Source organism: Streptomyces sp. NRRL S-350, from assembly GCF_000719705.1.
In the GTDB taxonomy this organism is placed as follows: domain Bacteria; phylum Actinomycetota; class Actinomycetes; order Streptomycetales; family Streptomycetaceae; genus Kitasatospora.
The window spans coordinates 38,518-63,346 of the sequence record NZ_JOHO01000010.1 but is presented as its reverse complement, the minus strand read 5'-3'; the positions used below and the strand labels follow the sequence as shown (position 1 = coordinate 63,346).

General features: G+C 73.4%; 13 protein-coding genes. 5 read left to right on the top strand and 8 right to left on the bottom strand.

Going from position 1 to position 24,829, the window contains the following annotated elements:
• Positions 1–217 precede the first annotated feature (217 nt).
• On the top strand, positions 218–1,552 hold the full coding sequence (locus tag IF30_RS0112025) for a hypothetical protein (RefSeq protein ID WP_420791137.1): 1,335 nt from the start codon (positions 218–220) through the stop codon (positions 1,550–1,552).
• Positions 1,553–1,688: 136 nt separating this feature from the next.
• Here the strand turns inward: IF30_RS0112025 and IF30_RS0112020 are convergent, their stop codons facing one another.
• The 7 genes from IF30_RS0112020 to IF30_RS46555 all read right to left on the bottom strand — a co-directional run bounded on the left by IF30_RS0112020 (position 1,689) and on the right by IF30_RS46555 (position 18,368).
• On the bottom strand, positions 1,689–2,744 hold the full coding sequence (locus tag IF30_RS0112020) for an MDR family NADP-dependent oxidoreductase (protein ID WP_030236080.1): 1,056 nt from the start codon (positions 2,742–2,744) through the stop codon (positions 1,689–1,691).
• Positions 2,741–4,405, bottom strand: coding sequence for a phytoene desaturase family protein (locus IF30_RS0112015; RefSeq protein WP_030236078.1), 1,665 nt, complete (start codon positions 4,403–4,405; stop codon positions 2,741–2,743). Before IF30_RS0112015 ends, IF30_RS0112020 begins: the two co-directional genes overlap by 4 nt.
• A 101-nt stretch (positions 4,406–4,506) precedes the next feature.
• Positions 4,507–6,186, bottom strand: coding sequence for a phytoene desaturase family protein (locus IF30_RS0112010; protein ID WP_030236076.1), 1,680 nt, complete (start codon positions 6,184–6,186; stop codon positions 4,507–4,509).
• Positions 6,173–15,418, bottom strand: coding sequence for a non-ribosomal peptide synthetase/type I polyketide synthase (locus IF30_RS0112005; RefSeq protein WP_030236074.1), 9,246 nt, complete (start codon positions 15,416–15,418; stop codon positions 6,173–6,175). The genes IF30_RS0112010 and IF30_RS0112005 overlap by 14 nt, the downstream gene beginning before the upstream one ends.
• Before the next feature lie 72 nt (positions 15,419–15,490).
• Positions 15,491–16,348 (bottom strand): sterol desaturase family protein, encoded by an 858-nt coding sequence (locus IF30_RS0112000; protein WP_234322682.1) that lies wholly within the window; start codon positions 16,346–16,348, stop codon positions 15,491–15,493.
• 416 nt (positions 16,349–16,764) lie between these two features.
• Positions 16,765–17,394 carry a hypothetical protein gene (locus tag IF30_RS0111990; RefSeq protein WP_030236068.1) on the bottom strand — a complete coding sequence of 210 codons (630 nt, stop codon included), beginning with the start codon at positions 17,392–17,394 and terminating at the stop codon, positions 16,765–16,767.
• A gap of 323 nt (positions 17,395–17,717) precedes the next feature.
• Positions 17,718–18,368, bottom strand: coding sequence for a hypothetical protein (locus IF30_RS46555; protein ID WP_030236065.1), 651 nt, complete (start codon positions 18,366–18,368; stop codon positions 17,718–17,720).
• 349 nt (positions 18,369–18,717) lie between these two features.
• Here IF30_RS46555 and IF30_RS0111975 point away from each other — a divergent pair, with 349 nt between their 5' ends.
• The 4 genes from IF30_RS0111975 to IF30_RS0111960 all read left to right on the top strand — a co-directional run bounded on the left by IF30_RS0111975 (position 18,718) and on the right by IF30_RS0111960 (position 23,378).
• A complete protein-coding gene (locus tag IF30_RS0111975; RefSeq protein ID WP_030236062.1) occupies positions 18,718–19,224 on the top strand; it encodes a carboxymuconolactone decarboxylase family protein in 507 nt (168 codons plus the stop codon).
• Positions 19,225–19,375: 151 nt separating this feature from the next.
• Positions 19,376–21,166, top strand: a complete 1,791-nt coding sequence (locus IF30_RS0111970) for a penicillin-binding transpeptidase domain-containing protein (protein WP_051709967.1) — start codon at positions 19,376–19,378, stop codon at positions 21,164–21,166.
• 169 nt (positions 21,167–21,335) lie between these two features.
• A complete protein-coding gene (locus IF30_RS50555) occupies positions 21,336–21,779 on the top strand; it encodes a GNAT family N-acetyltransferase (RefSeq protein ID WP_078891333.1) in 444 nt (147 codons plus the stop codon).
• 69 nt (positions 21,780–21,848) lie between these two features.
• Positions 21,849–23,378: a hypothetical protein gene (locus IF30_RS0111960; protein WP_051709963.1), complete on the top strand. Its 1,530-nt coding sequence runs from the start codon at positions 21,849–21,851 to the stop codon at positions 23,376–23,378.
• 62 nt (positions 23,379–23,440) lie between these two features.
• On the opposite strand, the gene IF30_RS0111955 is transcribed toward IF30_RS0111960, so the two are convergent.
• Positions 23,441–24,784 carry an FAD-dependent monooxygenase gene (locus tag IF30_RS0111955; RefSeq protein ID WP_063752597.1) on the bottom strand — a complete coding sequence of 448 codons (1,344 nt, stop codon included), beginning with the start codon at positions 24,782–24,784 and terminating at the stop codon, positions 23,441–23,443.
• Positions 24,785–24,829 lie beyond the last annotated feature (45 nt).

Below are 24,829 nucleotides of genomic sequence, written 5' to 3'. Positions count from 1 at the left end.
ACCCGCACCGACCCGCCCCCACCCGCACGCACTCCTCGGCAACCGCCTCAAGCCCCGCTGTTCGCCCGCCCGTTCGCCGACGGAGGGCCGCCGTAGGGTCGGCGTTCGCCGAACGCCCCCAAGCTGGCAACCTCCGCCGACTCCCACCCGTCGAAGGGTTGCCACCGTGTCGCACTCCCCCCGCCGCCTGCTGCCACTGGCCGTCGCCGTCGCGGCGGTGCCCGTTCTCGCCCTGCCCGCCGCCCCGGCCTCGGCGGTCTCGTACGGCACCCCGACGATCACGTTCTCGACCGGCTACCTCTCCGGCGCGGTCGGTGCCACCGGCGATCCGACCGTGACCGTCACGGTGGCCCAGAGCGGCGCCTCGGCCTCGGCACTGACCGTCGCCGCCTCGGCCAGCACCCGCACGGCGGTGGCCCGCACCGGCGACGTGACGGTGACCGGCACCGGCGGCACCCGCAGCCTGGCAGTCACCGCCCAGGGCGTCGGCTACACCGACCTGACCGTCAAGGTCACCGGCCTGGGCGGCAAGAGCGCCACCCGCACCCTGCACTACGCCGCCTCCGCCGCCGTGCCGAACTCCGCCACGAGCCGCTACCTGACCGGCTCCAGCGACGCCTCGGCCGCGGTGGACGCGGGTGGTGGCTACCTCGTGGTGGGCGACGACGAGTCCAACACCCTGCGACTGTACGACCGCGCCGGCTCCGGTGCCCCGCTGCACACCTGGGACTTCAGCACCGCCCTCGGAGTCTCCAAGGAGATCGACATCGAGGCCGCGACCCGGGTCGGCGACACCATCTACTGGACCGGTTCCCTCGGCAACAACAAGGACGGCGTGGTCAAGCCCGACCGGCACACCGTCTTCGCCACCACGATCACCGGCTCCGGCGCCACCACCCAGCTCTCACTCGCCGGTTCGTACGACGGTCTCCGGGACGACCTGATCTCCTGGGACTCCGCCCACGGCGACCGCTACGGCTTCGCGGCGGGCGCCGCCGAGGGCCAGGCGCCCAAGCAGATCGACGGATTCAACGTCGAGGGCCTGGAGTTCGCCCCCGGCAGCACGACCACCGCCTACGTCGGCTTCCGCGCGCCGCTCACCCCCGCCGTCACCGGCGGCCGGGCCCTGCTGGTCCCCGTCACCAACTTCCCGTCGCTGCTGGACGGTTCGGATGCCCATGCGACCTTCGGTGACCCGATCGAGCTGGACCTCGGCGGGCTCTCGATCCGCGACCTCCGCCGCAACGGGCTCGGCCAGTACCTGATCGTGGCCGGCTCCTGGGCCGCCGAGGACAACTCCGCCCCGTACGCCCTCTACCGCTGGAACGGCCGGGCCGACTCCCGGCCGGTCAAGCTGCTCGACCTGCCGACCGGCGAGTACGGCGCCTGGGAGGCCGTCGCGGACGTCCCGGACCTGGACGCCCCGGGCGCCCGCGCCCAGCTGATCACCGACGACGGCTCCGCCGACCTGTACCACGACGGCACCGACGCCAAGGACCTCACCCATCCCGAGTGGAAGAAGTCCCGCAGCACCTGGTTCGCGCTGAACTGACGCCGCCCGGCGGGCCCCTCGGCACCTACCCGAGGGGCCCACCGCCCGTCAGGCCTCCGACAGGTCAAGCCTCCGACACTCCGCGCTACCGCTGCCACTTCCACCGCCCCGCACCGGACCGCACCGCCCCGTCCGGTCAGAGCTCGACCAGCACCTTTCCCCGGTTCGCCGAACGGTCCACGTAGAGGCTGCGGTAGGCGGCGGGGATGCTGTCGAAGCCTTGGTGCACGGTCTGCTGGTAGCGCAGCTCCCCGCTGCGGACCAGCGCGCCGAAGTCCCGCCTCAGTGCGGCCCAGTTCTCCTCGGTGAACCACTCCAGCGAGAAGATGCCCCGGATCGTGGTGCGCGGGTACATGATCATCGGCAGCAGCCGGGGGCCCGCCCAGTCGCCGCCGACCTGGCTCCCCCACTGCCAGCAGACGGCCACCCGGCTGTCCACCGCCAGCATGCCGAAGACCACGTCGGTCAGCGTCCCGCCGAGGCTGTCGAAGTAGCGGTCGACGCCGTCCGGGGCGAGTTCGGCGAGTTCCTTCCGCAGCCGCTCCGGGGCGTCACCGTCGCGGTACAGCAGTACGGCGTCGAAGCCCAGCTCCCACAGCCGCTCGGCCTTCTCCGGTGTCGCCGTGGTGCCGATCACCCGGGCGCCGCGGTGCTTCGCCAACTGCCCCACCAGTGAGCCGACGGCCCCGGAGGCCCCGCTCACCAGGACGGTCGACTCGGGACGCACGTCCAGGAACTTCTCCACCGTGCCCCAGGCCGTCATCCCCGGACCGCCCAGGACGCCGAGCGCGGTGGAGAGCGGCAGGTCGTCGTCGTAGTGGCCGGGGTCCAGCCGGCGGAAGGCCGGGAAGACCATCGGGAAGGTGCCGGTCTGCCAGAGCCTGGGCGCGCCGTTGCCGATCACGTGGCTGCGCCAGCCGCCGAAGCCCTGCACCAGGTCACCGACCGCGAACGGCGCGGCCGGCCCGGCCTCCAGCACCTCCATGATCGAGTCGGCACCCATGTGGTCGCCGATCGGGGTGTCCAGTGCGATGCCCTGCAGGTACGGGTCGACCGAGACGTACCGGGTGCGCAGCAGCATCTCGTCGGCGGCGAGCCGGACGTCCACCTCCTCCACGACCTTCCGGTACATCCGGTCGACGTCCGGCACGCCGTCCACGTGCTCCCGGACGATCCACTTCTCGATTCTCACGAGGTGACTCCAAACTGCCGGTCGACGGGTCCGACCGGGTCGATGAGCAGGGTGGGCGGCGGCGCGCTGTCGTCCACCTCGGCGGTGAACGGCTTGTGGTCGTCCCGGCAGATGAACTGGACGACGTGGCGACCGGCCGCCGCCGCGCGGATGAGGCCGCCGGTGGTCGCCCAGACGCCGGAGAGGTAGAAGTTCGCGAGACCGGGCAGCCCCGGGCCGTTCCGCTTGATCTCCTCCTCCAGGGTCTCGCCGCTCTCCACGAAGGGCTGCCAACCCAGCACCGTGCCGTCGTAGTTGCCGGTGTAGCGGACCTGGGTCAGCGGGGTGGAGACGTCCTTGACCGCCACCGCCTCCTTGAGGCCGGGGTGGTGGTCGTCCAGGAACTCGATGAGGGTGTCGCGCACCCGGCGCTTCTCCCGCTGGTACTCCCGGCCGCGGCCGACCGGCAGGGTGTGCAGTTCCTCGCCGCGCCGCCGCCGGGGCGCCTGCTCGGGGCCGGAGCTCAGGGCGCGCCAGGGGGCGATGTCGCAGAAGTAGCTGGCGTACACCACGGTCGTCCCGGCCGGGGACAGCTCCGGGTAGTGCCGGCTGCGGAACTGGACGTTGATGCTGGGGTGCCGGATGCCGGTGAGCCTGGCGGCGACCTCGTCCTCCAGCAGGTAGGTGGTGCACGGGTCGCCGGCCGGGAAGGGCCGGCGCAGGCCGAGGAAGACGGTCACGTAGCCGGGGAAGACCATGCCGGGTTCGGTGATGGTCTTGGTGTAGAGCCGCCGGTAGGTGTCGTTCAGGTAGCGGCCCTTGAGCAGGTCCAGCATGGTGGTGCGGCCGTCGCAGGCCGCCACCACGATGTCCGCCCGCACCTCCCGGCCGTCGGTCAGCCGCACCCCGACCGCCCGGTCCTGCTCGACCAGGATCTCGGCCACCTTGGTGTTGTAGCTGATCTCGCCGCCGAGCCGCCGGTACCGCTGCTCGATCGAGTTCGCCAGGCCGAGCGAGCCGCCCTCCGGGACGCCGGCCGACTGCCCTGCGTGCGAAGCCAGTTGGAAGTACGTCGGCAGCACCGGGAAGTTGGGGTGCTTCTCGTAGAGGATGAAGTTGAACGCCTCGCGCAGCAGCGGGCTCTTGAACCGCGCCGAGTAGTCGCTCATCAGGACCGTGATCGAGCGCCGGATGACGTTGAAGTAGGGCAGGAAGGAGGCGAGCATCCGCCATCGCTCCCACCGACCCATCAGCCCGACCGGCTTGAGGAAGGGGTAACGGGCCAGTGCCAGGCGGAACTTGCGCAGGCCGGCGCAGAACTGCCGGATCTGCCGGGCGTCTTCCGGTGCGAGTGCGAGCAGGTGGGCTTCCAGCCGGTCCGGGTCGGAGTAGAAGTGGACCGCCCGGCCGTCCCGGGTGCGCACCACGTTGAACACGTCGAAGTTGCGCATCTGCTTGCCCTGCAACGCGCCGAGTTCGAGCCAGATCCGGTGCATCTCGTTGCCCGGCCCGCTGCCCAGCAGCCAGCTGACGCAGCAGTCGAAGGTGAACTCGCCGCGGTCCCAGCCGGTGCAGCAGCCGCCGGGGATCTCGTGCATCTCCAGGATCCGGGTGCGGTAGCCGTTCATCTGCGCGTAGCAGCCGGTGGACAGGCCGCCGAGCCCGCCGCCGATGATGACCATGGTCTGCCGGCCGGCATCCGCCCCGGCGGTCTCACCGGTGGTCTCGCGGGGCGTCCTGCCGGTGGTCCCGCTGGTGGTCCCGCTGGTGTTCTCGCTGGGGGTCATTCCGGTACTCCCACGGTGGCCCGGTCGAGTTGCGGCAGGCGGCCCCACTTGCCCGCGTGCCAGGGTTCCTGGTTGTCGCTGGGCCAGGCCCGGAACGGCCGGCCGAGTTCCCGGCAGAGGTACTGCGCGGCGTAGCGTCCACTGGTGGCGGCGCGGATCAGGCCGCCGAGGGAGGTCCACTGCCCGGCCATGGAGAAGCCGCGCAGCCCCGGCAGTCGCATCCGGTCCCGGTTGACGAGCCGGTTGGCGGCGTCCTCGGCCTCCGAGAAGGCCTGCCAGGCGAGGATGCTGCCGTAGGTGTTGCCGGTGAACCGCTCGGTGGTCACCGGGGAGGCCACGTCGACCAGTTCGATCCGCGGGCCGAGTCCGGGGTGGGTCCGCTCCAGGAACTCCCGGACGAACGCGGCGACCTCCTGCTTGCGCGCCCGGTAGGCCCGGCGGTCCCGGACCCGCAGGTCCTTCCAGGAGCGGTAGTCGCTGAAGTAGGTGCAGTGCAGCACCGACTTGCCGGGCGGCGCGAAGCCCTCCGCGTAGGACGAGCGCATCTGCACCACGAGGCTGTGCTGCAGCGAGCCGGGCAGCCTGGCGCCCTCCTCGGGTGCCAGCAGGTAGGTGGTGCTGTGGGGTTCGCCTTCCGGCAGCGGTCCGTCGATACCGACGAAGGCGGAGACCACGGCCGGGTACAGGTTGCCCGGCTTGTCGAGCAGCTCGCCGTAGAGCCGGTCGGTGGCGGGGCTGGAGTACCGGCCCTCCAGCAGCCGGTCGAGGACGGTCGGGCCGTCGCAGGCGGCGACCACGTGGTCGGCGAAGTGCCGGGTGCCGTCGCGCAGTTCCACGCCGACGGCGCGCCCGTCCTCGATCAGGATCCGCTCCACCCGGCAGCGGTAGCCGATCCGGCCGCCGAGCGAGGTGTACCGCTCCTCCACCGAACGGGCCAGCCCGAGCGAGCCGCCCTGCGGGAAGCCGGCGTTGCCGTTGTGCGCGGCGGCCAGCGTGTACAGGTAGGGCAGCAGCGGGAAGCCGGCCGGCTCCTGCAGGAACATGTTGGGGAAGGCCCGGCGCAGCAGCGGGTCCTGGAAGCGCTCGGCGAAGCCGCTCATCGGGGTGGTCGCGGTGCGCCAGAACAGCCGGAAGGCGGGCAGGACGGTGCGCAGGGTGCGCAGCCGCTCGGCCGGGGTGCGCAGCGGCGGCGGTGTGAGGTCCCAGGGCAGGTCGATGGCGGCGAAGCGGCGCAGGTCCCGGCAGAAGGCCCGGATCGGCTTGGCGTCGCCGGGTGCGAGGGCCAGCAGATGGTGTTCCAGCCGGTCCGGGTCGCCGAAGAAGGTGACGGCGCGGCCGTGTTCGTCGACGACCCGGTTGAAGGTGTCGAAGCGGGTCACGGATTTGCCGTCGAGGGCGCCGAGTTCGCGCCACACCTGGTGCGCCCCGGTGCCCTCGGCGGTGCCGATCAGCCAGTCGATGCAGTAGTCGAACAGGTAGCCGTGCCGGGACCACGCGGTGCAGCAGCCGCCGGGCAGGACGTGCTTCTCGAAGATGCGGGTCTCCAGGCCGCTCATCTGCGCGTAGCAGCCGGTGGCGAGGCCGGCCAGGCCGGCCCCGATGACGATCACTCGGGGCGGCCCGCCGGGGGGCCGCTCCCTGCCGGACCAGTCCGGTCCGCGGTCAGCCGCGGCCATCGACGGCGCCTCCGGCCAGGATGGCGCCCGCCAGTTCGGCGTTGCGGGCGGCGAATTCGCCGTCGAGCATCTCGGCGTGGCTGCCGTGCCCGGCGTGGACGGCGGTGCCGGTGGTGGAGGCGCCGTGCCAGGAGCCTTCCTCGCCGCCCACGTGCACGTCCAGCCGCTCGCGCTCGCAGACCACGTCGAGGTGGGCGTTCACGGTGCCCGTGTTGGGGGTGCGGCTGCAGAACTCCAGGTAGTCCCTGGCCTGTTCGAGGGTCTCCTGGGCGACGATCCGGGAGCCGGTGTGGCGGTGCAGGTGTTCGCGCAGTTCGCGTTCGAAGGCGGCGACGTGCTCCTCGCCGAGGTCGAAGGCGTCCACGGCCCGGTAGGCGTCCACCAGCAGCACCGAGCCCACCGTTCGGCCGCGTCGTTCGAGTTCCTTGGCCACCTCGAAGGCGAGGTTGCCGCCGAGCGAGTAGCCGAGCAGGACGTACGGCCCGGCCGGGTGCAGTTCCTCGACCAGGTCCGCGTAGCGGGCGGTCTTGTCGTCGCCGGTCAGGTAGTTGAAGGCGGCGATCCGGTGCTCCGGCAGGTGCGCGGCGAGCTGCCGGTAGACCAGCCCGTGGCCGCCGGCCGGGGGGAAGCAGAAGACGGTTCGGTCGTCGGCCGCCTCCGGGTTGAACCAGAGGTGGGGCTGGGCGCCTGCCACCTCGCCGGTGATGATCTGCTCGACGGTGCGGGCCATGCCGTGCAGGGTGGTGACCTTGAACAGCAGGCCCACCGGGATGCTGATGTTGAACTCGGTCTGCAGGTGGTGGATCAGCTCGATGAGCCGGATGGAGCTGCCGCCGAGTTCGAAGAAGTCGTGTTGGAGGCCGACTTCTTCGAGGCCGAGGAGGTTCCGCCAGTGCTCGGCGACCCGGGTTTCGTAGAGGGTGGCGGGCGGTTCGTGCTGGGCGCCGCCGGTGTCGGCCTTCGGCTCGGGCAGGGCGGCGAGGTCGACCTTGCCGTTCGGGGTGAGCGGCAGGACGGGCAGTTCGGTGAGGTAGGAGGGGATCATCACGGTGGGCAGGTGCTCGGCCAGGTGGCGGCGCAGTTCCCTGCGGTCCAGTTCGGTGCCCTCGGCGGGGACGACGTACGCGACCAGCGCCGCCTCGCCGGAGGGGTCCTGGCGGACCGTCACGCAGGCCTGGGCGAGTTCGGGGCGGGCGGTGAGGTGGGCTTCGATCTCGCCCGGTTCGATCCGGTGGCCGCGGACCTTGACCTGGTTGTCGATCCGGCCGAGCAGGTGCGCGGTGCCCTCGGTGTCCCAGGCGCCGAGGTCGCCGGTGCGGTAGAGCCGCAGGGGCGTGCCGTCGAGTTCGAGGGTGGTGAAGCGCCGGGCGGTCTGCTCCGGGGCGCCCGGGTAGCCGGCCGCGACGCCCGCGCCGCCGATCCACAGCTCGCCGGGCACTCCGGCGGGGACGGGCTCGCCGTACGGGTCGAGGATGTACAGCGCGCTGTTCGGGAAGGGCCGGCCGATGGGTACCATCCGGCCGGGCTCCAGGCCGTCCGCCGCGCCTTCGTAGTAGGTGCTGTCGACGGTGGCCTCGGTGAGGCCGTAGGAGTTGACCAGCCGGGTCCGCTCGCCGCACAGGGCGCGCAGCCGTCGGTGCTCGGCGGCTTTCCAGGAGTCGGAGCCGACGATCAGCAGCCGCATGAAGTCCAGGCGCAGGCCGTCGCGTTCGCAGTGCGCCAGGAGCGCGCGGGCGACCGCCGGCACGAACTCGGCGCTGTCCACTGCTTCCTCGCGCATCACCCGGTACAGCCGGGCGGTGTCGAAGAGCAGTTCCCGGTCGACGAGGACGAGTGTGCCGCCGGTGGCGAGGGCCCTGGCGAGGTCGCCGGAGAACACGTCGAAGGCGGTGCCGGCCATCTGCAGGTGCACTCGGGCCTCGGTGTCCAGCCGGTACTCCGCGCGCCAGCCCGCGGTGACGGCGGCGAGGTTGCGGTGGTCGACCCGTACGCCCTTCGGACGGCCGGTGGAGCCCGAGGTGTGGATCACGTACGCAGCGCGGTGCGGGTCTGCGGCGGGCAGCGGCCCGGCGGCGGCGGGCGGCAGGTCCAGTTCCTCCAGGGTGACCGGGCGGGCGGGCAGTTCGGCGGGCAGCGGGTGCCGTTCGTCGACGACGACCAGGGAGGCTCCCCCGTCGGCCACCTGGAAGGCCAGCCGGTCGGCCGGGTGGCCGGGGTCGAGCGGCAGGTAGGCGGCGCCGGCCCGCCAGATCCCCAGCAGGGTGGTGATCAGCTCGGGCGACTTCTCGAGGCAGACGGCGACCACCGAGCCTTCTACGACGCCGAGTTCGCGCAGCCGCGCGGCCGTGCGCTGGGAGCGCCGGTCCAGCTCGCCGTAGGTCAGCCGCCGGACCTCGTCCCGTCCGGGCGCGACCACCGCGACGGCCTCGGGGTGTTCGGCGGCGGCCTTGGCGATCAGCTCGGGCACCGGGGTGTCGTGGTCGATCCGGCGCTCGACGCCGCTGAACCCGGTGAGGATCCGGCGCCGTTCGGCCGCGTCCAGCATCCGCAGCCGCCCGACCGGCTCGTCCTGGGCGGCACCGGTCATGGCCTCCAGCAGGTTGCGGTAGTGCGCAGCCAGCCGCTGGACGGTGGCGGGCTCGAAGAGGTCGGAGTTGTACTTGAAGACGCAGTGGAAGCAGCCGTCCGCGCGGTCCTCGTAGGCGGACAGGGTGAGGTCGAACTGCCCTTCTTCCTCCGGGAGTTCGATGTACTCCAGGCGGTATCCGAAGCGTTCCACGGCGACCTTGTGGGTGAGCAGGATGAACATCGCCTGGAACACGGCGGATCGGCTCGGGTCGTGCTGCAGCCCCAACTGCTCGACGAGCAGCGGGAAGGGGTACTCCTGGTTGTCCAGCCCGCCGAGCACGCTCTCCCGCACCCGGGCCAGCAGTTCGGCCACGGTCGGTTCCCCGGCCAGGCTCACGTGCAGCGGCAGCGGGTTGACGAAGTAGCCGTAGACGGAGGCGAACTCCTCCTGGGTGCGGCCGGTGACCGGACTGCCGACCACGATGTCCGGCTGCCCCGACCAGCGGTGCAGCAGCAGGTAGTAGGCGCTGAGCAGCACCATGAACGGGGTGGCGTTGTTCGCCCGGGCCAGTTCGTGCACGCGGGCCGTGAGTTCGTCGTCCAGTCGGAAGAACTCGGAGGCTCCGTTGTGGGTCTGCACGGCCGGCCGCGGCTTGTCGGTCGGCAGCGCCAGCACCGGCATCTCGGCCGGCAGGTGGCCGCGCCAGTAGTCGAGCATCCGCTGCGCCTCGGGTCCGGCCAGGAAGCGGTTCTGGTGGTTGAGGAAGTCCAGGTAGCGGGCGGCCACCGGCGGCAGTTCGGGGGTGCGGCCCTGGCGCAGCGCCTCGTAGACCTCGAACAGTTCCTCGATGAAGGTGAAGGTGGAGATCGCGTCGGAGACGATGTGGTGGACGGCTTTCATCAGCACCCAGCGGTCCGGCCCGCGCCGGAACAGGCGGAGTCGGACGAGCGGGTCCTCGGCGAGGTCGTACGGCCGCCGGTACTCGCGGACGATCAGCTCGTGGATCTCCTCCCACGGCCGGCCTTCGACGTCGAACAGCCCGGTGTCGGCCACCGCCTCCGCGCGGATGCGCTGGACGGGCCGGCCCTCCTCGGCCGTGAACGCGGCGCGCAGCCCGGGGTGGCGGGCGACCAGGTAGCGGAACGCCGCGAACACCAGCACGGGGTCGAGCACGGCCCGGACCTCGACGGCGCCGCCGATGTTGTACGCGAAGCCGTCCGGGTGCAGCTGGCGCAGGAACCAGAGCGCCTGCTGGTTGTGGGTGAGCGGGTAGCGGGACTCGTCGGTGTGCAGCTCGACCTCGGCCCGCGCCGGGCCGCCGTCGACGGCAGCGAGCCGCTCGCTCAGGCCCTCGGTGAGCAGGTCGACCAGGTCTCCGACGCTGCCGTTGCTGAGCAGGGCCACCACCGGCAGGGCGACGCCGAGTTCGCCGTGCACGCGGGCGCGCAGTTCCATCGCGAGCAGCGAGTCGAGGCCGTGTGCCCCGAGCCTGGTGTCGGTGTCGATCCGTTCGGCGCCGATCCGCAGCACGGCGGCCGCGGCGGCGGTGAACCGCTCGGTGACCAGCTCCTGCCTGGTCGGCGGGTCGGCCGCCCGGTAGGCGTCGAGGAATCCGCCGGTCTCGGCCGGAGCCTGTTCGGCGGCGCTCGCCGCCAGGTCGGCGACCAGCGGCGGCGGCGCCGGGTACCAGGCGAGGAAGGTCGGCCAGTCGACCACGGTGGCGACGAGCAGCTGGGCGCGGTCCTGGCCGAGGACGCGTTCCAGGACGGCCGTGCCGGCGTCCGGCGGCAGCGAGCTCATGCCGCGGGCGTCGCGGTAGTGGGCGACCAGGCCCAGTTCCTCGATCATGCCGGTGGCCCAGGGGCCCCAGTCCAGGCTGAGCGCGGGCAGGCCGTCGGCCCGGCGGTGGTGTGCGAGGGCGTCCAGGAAGGCGTTGCCGGCCGCGTAGTTGGTCTGCCCGGCGGTGGTGAGCAGCGAGGCCACGGAGGCGAACAGCACGAAGTGGTCGAGCGGTTCGTCGCGCAGCAGCCGGTGCAGCAGGTGGCCGCCGACGACCTTGGGGGCGTACCCGGCGTCGAAGGCCGCGCGGTCCATCTGGGCCAGCAGGGTGTCCTTGACCTGCCCGGCGAGGTGGAACACGCCCCGGATCGGCGGGCGCTGGCGCTCGCGGTAGTCGGCGAGCCAGGCCGTGAGGGCGGCCTCGTCGGTGACGTCCACCGGGGCGAGCAGCGGTTCGGCGCCGAGTGCCTGGAGTTCGCGCAGGAAGGCGATCCGCTCCCCGGCGGGGGTCTGCGGGTCGGTGTGCGCCCACTCGGAGCGCTCGGGCAGGGCGGTGCGGCCGACCAGGATCAGCCGCCGGGCGCCGCGCCGGACGAGGGTGCGGCAGAGCAGCCGGCCGAGGGCGCCGAAGGCCCCGGTGACCAGGTAGCTGCCGTCGGGGCGCAGGACGGGCGGCAGCGGCCGGGTGAGGCCTTGGGCCTGCCGCAGCCGGCTGGTGAGCCGGCCGCCGGCCCGCAGGGCGATCTCCTGTTCGTCCCGGGCGGTGAGCTCGGCGAGCAGTGCCGCGGCCTGTTCGGGGGCGGCGACGGCCGGGTCGAGGTCGATCAGGCTGCCGCGCTGGGCGACGAGTTCCTGCTGCCACAGCACGCGTCCGATGCCCCAGGCGGGGCCGCCGAGGGGTTCGACCCGGTCGCCGGGGACGGCGGCCTGGGTGCCCCGGGTGACGATGTGCAGCCGGCCGTCCGGGCGGGCGGCGGGCAGGGCCTGGGCGAGTGCGATCAGGGAGTAGGCGCCGAGGGTGGCGAGCCCGCCGAGCCGGTCGGGCGTGGTGGCGTCCAGGGCGGGCAGGTCGAGGTTCCAGAGGTGGACGACGGTGCCGTAGCCGGGGTCGAGGTCGGCGAGCAGGCGCCGCACGTCCTCGGCCGAGTCGGGCCGTACGGTCGAGCGGCCGTCGTCGTGCCGGTAGTCGGCGCCGGGCCGGACGAGGTGGCAGCGGGCGCCGTGCTCGGCGGCCAGGGCGGCCAGCCGTTCGGCGAGGCCGCTCTCGTCGGCGAAGAGCAGCAGGTCGCCGCGGGTCTGGTCGGCGGGCGGCTCGGGTGCTTCCACCCAGGCGAGTTCGGTGAGCCAGCCGTCGATGGTGGCCAGGCCGACGGAGGCCGGGGCCTGGGCCACGTCGGCGACCCGGAAGCCGGTGATCCGGCCGCGCGGGGTGCCGTCCTCGGCGTGCAGCGCGATGTCGCCGACGAGTTCCCCGCCGCCGTCCCGGGTGACGGTGGCGTGCGCCCAGAGCGGCCGGTCGCCGATCTCGTCGAGCCGGACCTCCTCGATGGAGACGGGCAGCCGGACGCTGCCGCCTTCGGGCGCGTGCAGGGTGGTGGCGAGCAGGGTCTGGAAGCAGGCGTCCAGCAGGACGGGGTGCAGGTGGTGGTCGGCCGCGTCGGGGCCGAGGAGGTCGGTCGGCCGGATCCGGGCGAGGGCCTCGCCGGGGCCCGTCCACACCTCCTCGATGGCCTGGAAGGCGGGCCCGTAGTCGTAGCCGCGCTCGGCCAGTTGCCGGTAGCAGTCCGGTCCGTCGAGGTGCCGGCCGCGGGCGCGCACCGGCTCGGCGTCCAGCGCGGGGCCGTACGAGCGCCGCTGGCCGGTGCGTACCCGGCCGCACGCGTGCACCGCCGGCTCGGCGCCGGCCGGGGTGGAGGCGATGGTGAAGCGGGCGTCCTCCGGCGCGTAGCCGAGCCGGACGGTGACGGGCTCGGTCTCGGAGAGGAACAGCGCCCGGTTCAGTTCGATCTCGGCGAGCACCACCTCGGTGCCGCCGGTGAGGGCGCGCACGGCCTGCGCGGCCATCTCCAGGTACCCGGCGGCCGGGAAGACGACCTGGCCCTCGATCCGGTGGTCGCCGAGGTAGGGCAGCCGCTCGGGGTCGAGCGCGGTGGTCCAGCCGGGCTGGGCGCCGGCCGTGCGGCGGCCGAGCAACGGGTGGTCGACCTGCCCGAGCCGGATCTGCTCGACCGGCTTGGGCTCCGCCCAGTACCGGTCGCGCCGCCACGGGTACGTCGGCAGCGGCACCGGGCGCCCGGCCGGGTGCAGCGCGTCCCAGCTCAAGTCGACGCCCAGGGTGTGGAGTTCGGCGAGGCTCCGGGTGAAGGTCTCCGTCTCGTCCCGGCTGCGGCGGATCGACGCCACGGTGTGCGCCTGGTCCGCGCACTCGCGGATCGCGTGGCCGAGCACCGGATGCGGGCCGACCTCCAGGAACAGGCCGTGGCCGTCCTCGGCCATCCGCTCGACGGCGGCCCGGAAGCGCACCGGGTTGCGGACGTTCTGCCACCAGTACCCGCCGTCCAGCTCGGGCCCCTTGGCGAGGGCTTCCCGCGCGGTCAGGTAGAGCGGCAGCCGCGCCTCCTGCGGCTTGAGGGCGGCGAGCGCGGCGATCAGCTCGTCCCGGATCGGGTCCATCCGCACGCTGTGGTAGGGGACTTCGACGTCGAGCAGGCGGGCGAACACACCCTGCGCGGCCAGCTCCCCGGCCAGCTCGCGCAGTGCCTCGGCGTCCCCGGCCAGGGTCACCGCGGACGGGCTGTTGACCGCCCCGAGCGAGACCTGGCCGCGGTGGGGGCGGATCCGCCGCTCCGCCTCCGCCTCGGGCAGGCCGACCGCGAGCATCGTGCCGGTGCCGGCCAGCCGCTGCTGGAGCCGGCTGCGGGACAGCACCACCCGGACGGCGTCGGCCAGGTCGTACACGCCCGCCTCGTGGAAGGCCGCGACCTCACCGGTGCTGTGGCCCACCACGGCGTCGGGGCGCAGTCCGTGGCTCCGCCACAGTGCCGAAAGGCCCACCTGGACGGCGAAGTTGGCGGGCTGGGCCAGCCACGTCTCGGCCATCCTGGAGTCGGCTTCGTCCCGGCCCAGTTCTGCCAGCAGCGACCAGTCGGCCTGCTCGCGGATCTCCCGGTCGACGGCCCGGACGGCCTCCCGGTAGACCGGCTCGCTCTCGTACAGTCCCCGGCCCATCCCCCACCACTGCGGGCCCATGCCGGTGAACACCCAGGCCAGGCGTCGCTGTCGGCGCTCCCGCGCGCGGCCCCGGACCACCCTCGGGTGCTCCTCGCCGCGTTCGTACGCCGCCAGCGCCTCGTCCAGGTCCTGCCGGGAGGCGTACACCACCGCGAGCCGCTCGGGCAGGTGCTGGCGGCGGTGCGCCAGGGTGTGGCCGAGGTCGGTCAGCGACACCCCGGCGGCGAGCTCCTGGCGTACGGCCGCGGCGAGTTCGGGCAGCCCGGCGGCGTCCTTGGCGCTCAGCGGCAGGACGGTGCGGACCGGCGCGGCCACCGGTACGGCCGGCTCGGGGCGCGGGGGCTCCTCCAGCAGGACGTGCGCGTTGGTGCCGCCGAAGCCGAATGAGTTGACGCCCGCGCGCGCCGGGCCGCGGTGCTCGGGCCAGTCGACCGGCTCGGTCGGGATCTCGAAGGGCAGCGCGGCCAGGTCGATGCCGGGGTTGGGGTGCTCCAGGTTGAGGTGCGGTGGGATGCGGCGGTGCTTGAGCGCGAGCGCGGTCTTGATCAGCCCGGCGACTCCGGCCGCGGCCTCGGTGTGCCCGATGTTGGTCTTGACGGAGCCGACGTAGCAGCGGTCCCCGGAGCGGCGGCCGATGCCGAGCACCCGGCCGAGCGCGGCCGCCTCGATCGGGTCGCCGACCGGGGTGGAGGTGCCGTGCGCCTCGACGTACTGCAGGCTGCCGGGCAGCACGCCGGCCTCCGCGCAGACCCGTTCGATCAGGGTGACCTGGGCGTCCGCGTTGGGGACGGTGATGCCGTTGGTGCGGCCGTCCTGGTTGACGCCGCTGCCGAGGATCACGGCGTGCACCGGATCCCCGTCGCGCTGCGCGTCGGAGAGCCGCTTGAGCACGACCACACCGACGCCCTCGGCCCGCACGTAGCCGTCGGCGGAGGCGTCGAAGGCGCGCGAGCGGCCGTCCGCGGAGAGGAAGCCGCCCTTGGTCTCGGCGATCGTGTACTGCGGCGCCATGTGCAGCAACGTGCCGCCGGCCAGCGCGAGTTCGGTCTCTCCTCGGAGCAGGCTCTGGCAGGCCAGGTGGACGGCGACCAGCGAGGAGCTGCACGCGGTGTCGATCGAGATGCTGGGGCCACGGAAATCGAAGCAGTGGGAGATCCGGTTGGACACCATCGTCATCATGGTGCCGGTGGCGGTGTGCGCGGCGATCGTGCCGAAGTCGAGGTCGGCGAACTGCAGGATCTTCCAGTCGAGGGTGAAGGCGCCCATGTAGACGCCGACCTCGCGGCCGGCCAGCTCGCCGGGGCGCAGGCCGCCGTCCTCCAGGGCCTCCCAGCTGACCTCCAGGAGTTTGCGCTGCTGCGGGTCCATGTGCTCGGCCTCGCGCGGGCTGATCCCGAAGAAGTCCGGGTCGAAGGTGTCGAATCCGTCGATGTAGCCGCCCCGGCCGCCGATCAGCCGCCCCGGCTTGGCCCGGTCCCGGCTGCCCAGGGTGCCGGTGTCGTACCGGTCGGCGGGCGTGTCGGTGAGACAGTCCCGGCCCTCGATCAGATTGCGCCAGTAGGTCCGGTGGTCGTTGGCGTGTCCGGGCAGGCGGCAGCCGATACCGGTGATCGCGATGGGCTCGCGGGGCACGGCGAAGGGCGAGGAAGTCATGGTCCAATCCCAGGGTGATGGCGTGGCGCCGGGGACACGGGCAGGAGGGGCGGCTGCGCGGGCCGGAGGTCGTCAGACGGACTGCTCGGTGGGCTTCGCCCGGCGCCAGGGGTGCAGCAGGGTGGCGCCGAGCTCACCGGTGGCGGGGAACGAGGCCGGGTCGGTGAGGCCGACAGCCGTGGGCGCTCGCCCGGGCCGCCAGGTGAAGCTCCCGAACACGTGGTCCCACAGCGAGAGGTCGGAGGAGTAGTGGCCGGCTTCGCCGAGGTCGGTGCTGTGGTGGAGGCGGTGGAGTTCCGGGCCGGCGAGGACGTGGCCGAGCGGCCCGAGGTGGACGTCTATGTTCGCGTGGACGAAATACCCCTGAGCCAGAACGAATATTCCGACCACGAACACCGAATCCGCCGAGAATCCGATCAGCGCCAGCGAAAGTTGGACGACGGACTGTGCGACGAAGACATCGAGGAAATGATTCACGCCGTTGTTCGCGACGTTCACCTTCGCCGGAACGTGGTGCACGCCGTGCAGTCTCCAGAGCCACCGGTTGCGGTGCGACCAGCGGTGCACGAGGTAGTCGCCGAGCGAGCCGACCAGCAGTGCGAGCGGGATCTCCACCGCGAAGGGCAGCGCGGGGCGCGCGGGGCCGAGCAGCCCCACCAACGCCGACACCAGGCCCTGGGCCAGCGCGCCACCGATCATGCTGAGCACGAAGTAGGCGCTGTACCAGCCGAGTTCACGGCGGCTCGGATGCCAGTCGGTGCGGTACGGGATCACCCTCTCCAGCACCGCCAGGTATCCGATGACCGCGATCAGGACGAGTGGCGAGACCCGGTCGGGCGCCCAGTGGAAGTGCAGGGTCGCGACGGCGGTGCAGAGCACGCCCAGGAGCAGGAGCGGATGGGCGAGCCGGCGTGCGATGGCTGGCAGCACGCGCCCCCCGTTCTTCGCAGACTAACAACTGGAAACGTCTGAGACTCTAGCGGGAGCCACCGACAGGGGAAGTCATTCGACGTGTTAACGCCATGAATGACCCGATCGGCGGACGATACGCGCACGAAGTTGACGTTCGAACGGCGTGAAGGGGGCGCTTTTTCTCGCGGTGGTAGGAGTTGACGGAGCGCGGCGCGACCGTTGTCGCCCCCCTTGCCGGCGGGCGCCCCTTCCCGCGCCGCCCGTCAGGGCCGGGCCGGCTCGTCCGCCACGCCGACCCCGTCGGCCTCCCCGGACGCCCCGGCCGGCACCCGCGTGATCGGCGCGGGACCGGAGCGCACTGACGCCCGGTGAAGCCGCTGCGCCGCGGTCCGTCGAGGGGACGGACCGCGGCGCAGCGGTGAGCGGGCCGGGTGTCAGCCGGCGTGGAAGGCGATCCGGATGCCGGAATCGACCGGGAGGACCAGGACGTTGCCGGTCTCCCAGGTCCAGCGCCGGGGGATCAGGAACATCCGGTTGCCGGCCTGCGCCAACAGCCGAAGACCCTCGTACCGGTACCGGAACCGCGCCCCGGCCTCCACGTCCGGCAGCGGCGACTCCCGCACCCCGGGCCAGCCCAGCGACAGCCGCTCCGAGGTGTCGAGCATGACGGCCGGCCGCAGTTCGAGGCTGCGGGAGAGCTGCTCGGCGTCGGCTTCCCCCTTCTCCTGGGCGTAGCTGCCGACCGCCCAGTACGCGCACAGCGCGACGATCGCCACCGTGACGCCCATCGCCGCCCGCTCCCCCGCCACCGGGAACGCCGCGCCGGTGCCCCGCACGTACAGCAGCCGCGCCAGGAGGGCGAGCAGTAGTGCACCACCGATCAGCACCGGGGTGCCCATCGGACCGGCGTCGATCGCCTCGAACCCGGCCAGCAGGCCGAGCACCAGCAGCGCGCAGACCGGCAGGGCGACGGCGAGGCACGCCCACCGCAGCGCCCGGGCACCCCCGGTACGGCGGCGGGCGATGCCGGACACCAACGGGAACGCCAGAGCGGCCACCAGCACCGCGCTGAGGACGACCCCGGCAGGCAGGTAGAGCGCCGAGGAACTGCGCAGGAGGAGCTCCTGGGTGGAGAAGCCGAGCGTCGCGGCGTCGATGCCGAAGTAGCCGTAGAGCGCGTTGGTGTAGGCGTAGCCGAAGAAGAAGAGCAGTGCCGTGACGAAGGTCGTCGGGGCGATCCAGCTCGCGAGCGTGGCGATCCACCCGCTCCACGGGCTCGCGGCGGGCCGTTCCCCGACATCACGGGTCAGCTCCCCCTCCTCGGGAGCCCGTTCCTCGGCGGGAGGCCGCTCCCCTTCTCCGGCGGGCGGATCCTCCTCGGCAGGGCTCAGGGGGTGCTCCCGCTCTCGGTGCCCCCGGTGCTTCCGTACGGGGTGTCGCCCCCGCCGGAGCTCGTCGGCCCGCCGCTCGGGCTGGTGCCGCCGGGGCTGGTCTCGTCCGTGCCGGTCGTACTCGCGCCGGGGGACGGTGTGCCGGAGAGCGTTCCCTCGGCCTGGAGGTCCCGGCGCTCCCCGTCGATGGTCACCGTGTAGCAGATCGGACGGTCCGCCGCACTCGACGTCGGGAGGGTGAACTCGGCCGGGGCGCTTCCGCTGTCGGTCACGGTCACGGCGGCGCTACTCGGAGTGGCAGGCTTGGCGTTCTCCGTGCAGTCGGTGACGTTGCTGACAAGGGCCTGGACCGGGGACGGCGAGGTGCTCTTCACCGTGACGACGGCCTTCCTGCCGGAGCCTCGCACACTGGCGGAGACCTCACCCGCGTTCGGGAAACTGCCCTGGATCTCGCGAGCCTTGGTCCGCTGGTCATCGGGCTGTGAACCGCTGCTCTGCCCGCTGTCGGTCTGCGCGTTGCCGGTCTGCCCGCTGTCCGAGCCTCCCCCGCCGCCGCAGGCCGCGAGGGCCGGTACGAGCAGGGCGGCCGTCAGCCATCGGGCCGATCGGCCGGTCCTGCCGTCTCCGATGTGCCGGGTCCCGGGCATGCGTTCTCCCATCCGCGCAGCGAACAGGGGCCGGTCGGCCCCGCCGTACGGTATCCGTTCGCATACGGCCCGGCGGGGCGCCGCGCTGGGCCGCCACTCGGTCGGCGGAACCCGGACGGCCCCGGCGCTCCGGCACGGAGCAGGAACCGACCCGCCGTCAGGAACCCGGAGCGCCGGGCCGTGAGCACGTCCGCGTCCGCGGCCCCGCTCGAAACCGGACGGGCCGCGATGTCACACCACCACTCCGCGATCCGTCGGGAAGGTGACAGCACCGCCGATCGCCTCGATCACCCGATCATCCCGATCCGGCAGATCCCGTAGATCCCACAGATCCGAAGAGGAACACGACATGAGCACCCGATCGATCACCACCGAGGTCCCGCTGCGCCCCCGCATGAGCCAGGACCCGGTGGCGCTCGTCCCCGAACTCGCCGAGGTCTCGGCCGCCCTGTTCAAGGCCACCGGCAACCGTTCGGTGCCCCGCACCACCATCAGCCTGGTCCAGCTGCGCGCCGGCCAGCTCGCCGGCAGCACCTACCTGACCGTCCTGCACACCGGCTTCCTCCGCAAGGCCGGCGAGAGCGAGGAGCGGATCACCTCGGTGGCCTCCTGGCAGGACTCGCCGTACTTCACCGCCCCCGAACGCGCCGCCCTCGCCCTGACCGACGCCGCCCTCCGGCCCAACCCGCACGGCGAGCGCGTCCCCGACGCGCTGTACGCCGAAGTCGCCGAGCACTACGGCGAGAAGGAGCTCACCACCCTGATGATCGCCATCGGCCAGGTCAACTTCTTCACCGCCATCGCCCTGATCGCCAAGCCCGTCCCGGGTCGCTCCTTCACGGACCCCTGGGCCTGACGCCCGGGCCCCCGGCCGCCCCTCTGTCGACCGCCCCGCCCTCTCCGCATACGCTGTCCGCACCCGAACAGGCCGCCGAGCGGCCGTCCGGGCGGCGGCCCAGGATGCCGGAGGGGGCGGGCCCGCCACACGATGGACGCAGGGGGAAACGATGCACGACGAGAAAGAGCCCGACGAGTACACCGGATACGCCGGACACGCCGAACTCGACGACGACCACGTCGAGTCGGAGGCGGACGCACCGCGCCGACCGGCCGCGAAACGGGTGCTGCTGATGACGGCGGGCGGGGTCTTCGCCGCGCTGCTGGCGGTCGGCGGGTACGGCGCGTACAACATCGTCACCGCCGTGACCGACGGCGGTTCCCCGGGCACCGACGGCCGCCAGGGGACCGCCACCGCCGCGCAGGGCCCGGCCGAGCCGGCGACCGCCGAACAGGCCGCGTCGGTGGCGAAGGACTTCCTGGCGGCCTGGGGCCGCGGGGACGTCCCGGCCGCCGCCGGGCTGACGGACAGCCCGGAGACGGCCCGCGCCGCACTGACGGCGTTCCACGACCAGGTGGCGGCACGCACGCTCGCGCTGACCGCGACGGGGCCCGCTCCCGCCGGAACGACGGGCGGGACGACGGGCGGGACGACGGCCGGATCGGCGGGCGCCACGACGGGCGAACCGGCCGTCGGCTTCCGGGTGAAGGCCGAGTTCGAGGGCGCGACGGGCGCCTGGGAGTACGACAGCGCGCTGAGCGTCGTCCGAGCCAAGGACGGCCGGGCCGTGGTGCGCTGGACACCGACCGTGATCCACCCGCACCTCGCCCCGGGCCGGACGATCGGCGTGAAGCCGCTGCCGGACCCGGTGTCGAAGCCGACCGACCGCAACGGCAAGCCGCTCGAAGGCTTCCCGTCGCTGCGTGCCGTGCTGCCCCAGATCGCACCGGCCGACGGCGCGACCGTGGTGGCCGGGCGGGCCGTGGTGATCTCGGGCGGCCCCGGGAAGGAGCCCGAGCAGCTGTTCGTGCTGACCCCGCCGACCGCGCCGCAGGTCAAGCTCACGCTGGACGCCGACCTCCAGCAGGTCGCCGAGGAGGCGGTGAAGCAGCAGTCGGCGGGCGGCAAGCCCTCCTCGCTGGTGGCCGTCGAGCCGAGCACCGGCCACATCCTCGCGATGGCCTACTCCCCGCTCAATTTCAACCGCGCGGTCGGGGGCGGCCAGGCACCCGGCTCCACGATGAAGGTGATCACCTCGGCCGCCCTGCTGCAGGAGGGGGTGACGCCGGACACGGTGGTGCCGTGCAAGGAGACCACCTACTCCCCGCGGGTCTGGCACAACGACGACGCCGGCAACTTCCCCTCGTACACGCTCACCGACGACTTCACCCACTCCTGCAACACCGGCTTCATCGACAAGGGCCTGGAGAAGCTGCAGCCGGGCACGCTCGCCAAGGTGGCCCGCGAGCAGTTCGGCCTCGGCCTGGAGTGGCACATCGGCATCCCGAGCCGGGACGCCACCGTTCCGGTGCCGGGGAACAAGGACGAGGCGGCCGCCGGGTACATCGGCCAGGGGCAGATCCAGGTCAACTCACTGTTGATGGCCTCGGTCGCCGCCACCGTGCAGAGCGGAACGTTTCGCCAGCCGGTCCTGCGCGAGGACGCCAAACGCGTGACAGCACCCGGCAGGCTCCCCTCGGACGTCGCCCGGGACCTGCGCACGATGATGGCCAAGACCGCCACCCAGGGCACCGCCCGCGCCCCGATGTCCGGCCTGTCCGGCCAGGTCGGCGCCAAGACCGGCACCGCCGAAGCGGGCTCCGGCCAGGCCACCAACAGCTGGTTCATCGCCTACCAGGGCGACCTCGCCGTCGCCGCCGAGGTCGAGGGCGGCGGCCACGGCAACAGCGCGGCGGGCGTGGCCGCGGCACAGGTCCTCAAGGCGGGCGGCAAGGGCTGACCGTCGGGGCGAGGACCTGCCGGCCCGGAAGCAGCGGTGCGCCGCCGCGGAGGAGGAGTACTGATGCCCACCGGTGACGCACTGCACGACGGCTACGGAGACGTCTGTCCGGGCGCGCCGCCGGCTCGGTGCGCTCGGCGAGCACCCGGGATGCCCGGGGCCCGCGCGGATGACGACGCCGCGGTGGGTCGAGGGCGGCGAGGTGCTGGGCCGGCTCGCCATCCGCCACCGGCTGACACCGCGTCCGGCGCGGGTCGGCGGGCACATCGGCTACGACGTGCGGCCGAGCGCCCACCGCCGGGGGCACGCGACCGCGATGCTCGCCGCCGCCCTGCCGGTCGCCGCCGCGCTCGGCATCGCCGAGGCGCTGTTGACCTTCGACGAGACGAACACCGCGTCGCGGCGCGTGATCGAGGCCAACGGGGGCCGGCTCACCGGCACGGACGGGCGCAAGCGGAGCTACCTCGTGCCGACGGCCCACGGCCGCCCGGCCGCGGCACCCGAGCAGAACCGAACAGGCCCGACCGGCCCAACCGGCCCACCAAGGCGAGCAGGCCGAGCAGGTCCGGGAGGTCGGCTGACCCCACCCGCGCCCAACCAGCCGACGGCATAAGCGAGTTCACCGGCCGGCAGCTCACGGGGCGGCCGGGGCACCGGGGCCGGGCGGTGAGAGGATGTGCGGATGACCTCCTCCCCTCTCGCCGACGCCTGGCTGCGCGGTGTCGCGGCCAATCCGGGCGCGCCGGCCGGCGTTCTGCTGCGGCTGCTGGATCCGGCGGCGCACGCCGTGTGGGCGGTCCTGTGCGGAGAGCGGGCGCTTCCCGCGGCGGTGATCGAGGCGGTGGTCGCACACCCCTCGCGGGAGGTGCGTCAGGCGTTCGCCCGGAACCGGTTCGTGGCCCCGGAGCAGCGCGGCCGGATGGTCGACGATCCCGACGCCCTGGTCCGCGTCAGGCTGGCGTCGGGGCCGCGCCCGCGGTTCGGCGCGGTCGAGGCGCTGCCCGACGACGTGCTGGAGGTCCTGCTGACGGCACGGGACGGCGATCACCCGGGCGCCTTCCTGACCGCCGACGAGATCGCCGCCGAGCTGGCGTTCTCCCAGCAGATCCCGCAGTCCTTCCGGCGCGGGCTGCCCGGTCATCCGAACCCCCGGCTGCGGGCGCAGGCCGCTTCCCTGTGGCTCGCCCTCACCGACGCGCAACGCGAGGCGCTGCTGGCCGACGCGGTGCCGGCCGTGGCCGAGGCCGCGCGGCGGAACAGCCGGGTGCTGGACCCGCTGGCGATGGAGGCTGACCTGCCGGACCAGGAGTGCCACAGCCGGAACCTGATCCTCATCAACTACGCCGTCTCCCCCGCGATGGCCCAACGGTGCCTCGCCGAACGCCGCGACCTCCGGTCGCTGGCCGGGAACCGTCACACGCCCGCGGAGATCGTCGCCCGCCTGGCGCGCGACCCCGATCCGCAGGTGCGCGAGCGCGTGGCCTCCCGGGCCGATGTCGGTCCGGCGCTCCTGGCCGAACTGGCCCAGGACCCGGACAGCGCCGTGCGGGCCCGGGCCCTGCTGCACCCCCTCCCCCGCACCTGGGCGCAACGCAGTGCCATCGACCGGGTCATCGGACTGTCGGCCGAATGCGTCGGCCCGGCCCCGGAGATGTTCGTCGAGCCGGAGACGAGCTGGTACGAGGCGTGCGCAGGATCCCCGGAGGCCGTGCTGCGCCGGGTCGCCGCGACCTGCCCCCGCCTGCCGGAGGGACTGGTGCACCGCCTGGCCCGGGATCCGGACCCGGACGTGCGGCACATCCTCGCCTACAACCATCCGCTGGCGCCGCCCGCGACCGTCCTCGACGCCTTCATCGCCACACCGCGGCAACGCCCCTACCTGCTCACCCTGCCCCGGCTCCCCCGCACCGGGCTCGCCGACCTCCTCGACCACGAGGACGCCGAGGTCCGCGCGCTGGCCGCCGCCGACTCCGGCCTCGCCCGACCGCCCGTCCACCGGCTGGCCGACCCTGACCCGCGCGTTCGACGGGCGGCGGCGGCGAACCCGAGGCTGCCCCGGGGCCTGGTCGAATCGCTGCTGGCCGACCCGGGGCTCGCCGAGGGTGCGGCCGCCAACCCGGCGCTGTCCGCCGAACGCCTCCATGCGCTCCTCGACCGCAGCGGGCTGCCGGCCGGGCCCAGGAGCCTGCCCTCGGTAGCGGGCCCTCGGTAGTCGGCCCTCGGTAATCGCCCCGAGTGGTCACCCCTCAGTAGTCGGACGTCAGTAGTCGGACGTCAGTAGTCGGGCAGGTCGAAGAGGGTGGCGGCGCGGAACGCCGCCTCCATCTCCGGGCCCGGAGCGTCGAAGCCCGGGACGCCCTCGGCGCCGGGTTGACCGCCGTCCGCCCGGGGCGCGGGTGCGGCGTCGCCGCCGTAGCGGGGGGCGGTCAGTTCGAGGATGGCCTGGTTGGCCGTCACGTGGTCGCGCAGTCGCCGCTCGTAGGCGGGGAAGGCGGTCCGGTGGTCGCCGTCGGCCGCGTGCAGTTCGCCGGCCAGGACGTAGGCGGCGGTCAGGGCGACGCTGGTGCCCTGGCCGGTGAACGGGGAGCAGCAGTACCCGGCGTCGCCGAGCAGGGCGACGCGGTCGTTGGACCAGCGGTCCATCCGGATCTGGGCGACCACGTCGTAGTGGAAGGCGTCCGTCTCCCACATGCCCCGGAGGAAGTGCGGCACCTCCCAGCCCAGGTGCGCGCAGCGTTCGGCGATCAGTCGGCGCTGTTCGACGCGGTCGCGGGGCAGCATGCGGTCGAGCGGTTCGTCGCTCCGGAAGCCGACGAAGACCCGCAGTTCGGTGTTGCCGCGGGCGGTCATCACCAGGCAGGACCACTCGGCCCTGCCGCCGGGCTCGTGGACGATCTCCCAGCGGTCCAGGCCGAGGTGGTTGGGCACGCTCCAGCCGGCGATGTAGCTGTCGATGGCGTGCAGGTAGTCGTCCTCCGGTCCGAAGACGAGGCGGCGGGTGTTCGAGTGCAGGCCGTCGGCGCCCACGACGAGGTCGAAGGACCGCTCGGTGCCGCTGCGGAACCGGACCTGGACGCCGTCGCGGTACTGGACGAGGGTGTCGATCGAGTCGCCGAACCGGTACTCGATGCCGGGCCCGGCCGCTCCCGCCACCAGTTCGGCCAACTCGTCGCGCAGGATCTCGACGTCGGGGCCGCCGACGGGACCGCCGCTGACCGTCCATTCGGTGGTGCGGCTCAACTCGCGGCCGTCCGAGTCGACCAGGGACATTCCGCGCAGACCGGTCCGGCGGGCCCGGACCTCCTCCAGCAGGCCCATGCGCTCGACGACCTGCAGGGCGTTGCCCCGGATGTCGACCGCCTGGCCGCCGCCGCGCAGCGACGGGGCCCGCTCGACGACGGTGACGTGGAAGCCGTAGCGCTCCAGCCAGTAGGCGAGGGCGGTGCCGGCGATCCCGGCGCCGGAGACCAGGACCGAGGCCCTGCGGCCGTCGGGGCGAGGCCGGCCGCCGTTCGGCAGGGCCGATGCGCTGGGCGCGCCAGGTGGTGTGGGCGCGTTCGGAGTGCTGGGCGCGTTCGGTGTGCTGGTCGGGATCGGCGTGGCGGACGCGTTCGACATGGTGGGCCTCCCTGAGTGGGTGATGCGGTGGTGCTGCTGTCCACC